4 protein-coding genes are annotated in these 3559 nt (G+C 68.4%); 2 read left to right on the forward strand and 2 right to left on the reverse strand.

Annotated elements, in window-relative coordinates; translation table 11 throughout:
- The coding region (locus tag AC1DU6_RS23775) for a 3-deoxy-7-phosphoheptulonate synthase (RefSeq protein WP_477860066.1) at positions 1–783 on the reverse strand (783 nt) is incomplete at its 3' end.
- 52 nt (positions 784–835) lie between these two features.
- The gene (locus AC1DU6_RS23780; protein WP_477860068.1) at positions 836–1762 is read right to left on the reverse strand and encodes a DMT family transporter; all 927 of its coding nucleotides are present in this window, start codon (positions 1760–1762) and stop codon (positions 836–838) included.
- 100 nt (positions 1763–1862) lie between these two features.
- Between AC1DU6_RS23780 and AC1DU6_RS23785 the strand changes: the two genes are divergently transcribed.
- Positions 1863–2804: a LysR family transcriptional regulator gene (locus AC1DU6_RS23785; protein WP_477860070.1), complete on the forward strand. Its 942-nt coding sequence runs from the start codon at positions 1863–1865 to the stop codon at positions 2802–2804.
- A 14-nt stretch (positions 2805–2818) separates the two neighbouring features.
- The coding region (gene pyrD, locus AC1DU6_RS23790) for a dihydroorotate dehydrogenase (quinone) (protein ID WP_477860072.1) at positions 2819–3559 on the forward strand (741 nt) is incomplete at its 3' end.

The following is a 3559-nucleotide window of genomic DNA, read 5'->3' on the forward strand; positions in this document are numbered from 1 at the left end:
GTAGTTGGGCGCCTTGCCGCCGCGCAGGATGACGTGGCAGTCCTCGTTGCCGCGGGTCTCGAAGATGGCGGCCGTACCCATCTTGGTCATGCCCATGAAGGCATGCGCGCTGCTGGCGGCCAGCACGGCGTCGCTGGCGACCTTGATACCGCCGTCGGTGCCGTTCTTGAAGCCGACCGGGCAGCTCAGGCCCGAGGCGAGCTGGCGGTGGCTCTGGCTCTCGGTGGTGCGCGCGCCGATGGCGCCCCAGGCGATCAGGTCGGAGATGTACTGCGGCGACAGCAGGTCCAGGAACTCGGTGCCGGCCGGCAGGCCCAGCGCGTTCACGTCGAGCAGCAGTTGGCGCGCCAGGCGAAGGCCCTCGTTCATGTGGAAGCTGCCGTCCAGGCGCGGGTCGTTGATGTAGCCTTTCCAGCCCACCGTCGTGCGCGGCTTCTCGAAGTAGACGCGCATGACGATCAGCAGGTCGCTGCTCAGTTCCTCGCGCGCCGTCTTCAACAGGCGGGCGTAGTCCATCGCCTGGTCGTGGTCGTGGATGGAACAGGGGCCGACGATGACAAGCAGGCGGTCGTCGCGGCCATGCAGCACGTCACTGATCTGCTGGCGGGCCTGCTCGACCAGCTCCAACGTCGCGTCGGGGATGGGCAGTTCCTCGAGCAGCAGGGCCGGGCTGATCAGCGCGCGGACGGCGCCGATGCGGGTGTCATCGGTACGCGTCGTGTCGCGCGTCTCGTCGCGGGAGCCCGCTTCGCGGTCGTGGTGGGGATCGTCTAAAGGTTTCATTGCAGGGCTCCAGGCAAGCCCCGCATTTTGCCGGCTCTATCGAGCCGTCGGTTCACCGCTTGGCGGCGGCAAAGCACACCGCCAGCGCAGAGAGGCCAAAACCGGCCAGCGCCAGCGGCTCCAGGCGCTCGCCCAGCAGCACGAAACCCATCAGCGCCGACACGCCCGGGATCAGGAAGAACAGCCGCGCCACCTGCCCCGCCTGGCCGCGGCGGATCATGATGAACATCAGGCTGAAGGCGCCAATGGAGTTCACCAGGCCCAGCCACAACCACGAGCCGATCAGCTCGGGCGCCCAGTCGATGGCAAATCCTTCGGTCGGGCCTGCCACCGCAGCAACGGCCAGGGCCGACACGGCCATCTGCACGCCGGCACCGCTGCGCAGGTCCATGTGGGCGCAGAAGCGCTTCTGGTAGAGCGTGCCGGCGACGAGGCCGAGCAGGCCCAGGCCGGCCACGGCGTAGGCGGTCCAGGCGCCGTTCAGAGGCTTGTCGGCGATGACCAGGCCCACACCCACCAGGCCGCCGAGCAATGCCAGCAACTGGCGCTGGCCAATGCGCTCGGCCAGCCACAGGTGGGCACCCAGGGCCGTCGCCAGCGGCATCAGCCCGATCAGCAGCCCGGCCACGCCGGCGCTCAGGCCCCATTGCAAGGCGAAGTAGATGCAAGAGAAGTGCAGMACCTGCATCAGCAGGCCGACGACGGCCAGATGCGCCCAACCACGCGCCCGGTGCGGCCAGGGCGCGCCGGTGGCCATCRCTACAGCGAGCAGCACGACAGCGGCGAGGCCGAAGCGCAGGGTCAGCAAGGTCAGCGGCCCGGTGTGCGGCAGGGCCAGCTTGCCGGCGACGTAGCCGCTGCTCCACAGCAAGATGAAGAGCAGCGGCAGGCTGGACGCGACGACAGCGCTCAGCAGCCGATCGATCGGGCCGGGCCGGAAGGACCGGGCCATGCAGGGCGACAACGATGTGGTGGACATGGCAGCTCCTTAAAGGGATGGCTGCACTCTAGGAATCAATGGTCCAGGACACAATCCATCCAATAGTCGATTCAGAGTTTCCAAACGGAGCACAGTTACCATGGGCCGCCTTGAAGACCTGCAAGCCTTCGCCCGCGTCGTCGACGCCAAGGGCTTTTCGGGCGCCGCACGCCTGCTGGGCACCACCAAGTCGGCCGTCAGCAAGCAGGTGGTGAGGCTGGAGGACCAGCTCGGCACGCGGCTGCTGCACCGCACGACGCGCAGCGTCAGCCCGACGGCCGAGGGCCAGGCCGTCTACGAGCGCGCGTTGCGGCTGCTGGACGAGTCGCTGGCGCTGGAGACTGAGTTGGCCGGCCGCCGTGACGAGCCGCGCGGCGTGCTGCGGCTGTCGGTATCCACCGCCTTCGGCAATCTGCAGTTCACGGCGCTGGTGGCGGCGTTCTGCGCGCGGTACCCACAGATCGACGTCGTGCTGGGGCTGAACGACCGCTATGTCGACCTGGCCGAGGAAGGCTTCGATGTCGTGCTGCGGCTGACGCACAAGCCGTCGGACGGGTTGGTGGCGCGGCGGCTGGCAACGATCCGCTTCGTGCTTTGCGCCGCGCCGGCCTACCTCGAGACTCATGGCGAACCCCTGGCGGTAGCCGACATCTCCGGGCACCGCTGCCTGCGCTTTGGCTATCTGCAATCGCCCGACCGCTGGCGCTTCCGCCACGGCGAACTGGGCGAAGCCGAGGTCGAGACCCGCGGCGCGCTTCGCTTCGAAAGCGGGCTGACGGCCAACAGCAGCGAATCCCTGCGCGTGGCCGCCCTGGCCGGCCTGGGCCTGGCCGTGCTGCCCACCTATGCCGTCRGCGCAGACCTGCGCGCGGGGCGGCTCAAGGCCGTGCTGCCCGACTGGCAGCCGGTCGGCGGCCTGGCGGATGCCAACACCCTGTACGCCGTCTACCTGCCCAACCGCCATCCGGCGCCCAAGGTGCGGGCGCTGATCGACTTCATGCTGGAGCAGATGGGCGACGTGCCGCCGTGGGACCGCGACTGAGAGAATCACGGGCTATGCCGCTGATCCCCTACGCCCTCACCCGCCCCTTCCTGTTCGGCCTGGACCCCGAGCACGCCCATGAGCTGACGCTGAACAGCATCGCGAAGCTGCAGAACACGCCCGCGCAACTGCTCTGGTGCGGCGAACGCATCAGCGATCCGGTCACCATCGCCGGCCTGCGCTTCCCGAACCGCATCGGCCTGGCCGCCGGCCTGGACAAGAACGGCCGCTGCATCGACGGCCTGGGCGCGATGGGCTTCGGTTTCATCGAGGTCGGCACCGTGACGCCCAAAGGCCAGCCGGGCAACGACAAGCCGCGCATGTTCCGCCTGCCCGAAGCCCACGCGCTGATCAACCGCCTGGGCTTCAACAACGAGGGGCTCGCAAGCTTCATCGCCAACGTGAAGCGCGCCCACAGCTTCCGCAAGGCCGGCGGCATCCTCGGCCTGAACATCGGCAAGAACGCCGCGACGCCCATCGAGAACGCTGCGGACGACTACCTGCTCGGCCTGGAGGGCGTGCATCCGCATGCCGACTACATCACCGTCAACATCTCCAGCCCCAACACCAAGAACCTGCGCGCGCTGCAGAGCGACGAAGCACTGGGTGCCTTGCTGGGCACGCTGCAGCAGCGCAAGCAACAGCTCGACAGCCAGAGCGGTCGGCGCGTGCCGATGTTCGTCAAGATCGCGCCAGATCTGGAGGAAGACCAGGTTGCCGTCATCGCCCAGACGCTGAAGGCCAACGGCATCGAC

It is taken from the genome of Roseateles sp. P5_B10 (assembly GCF_056400485.1).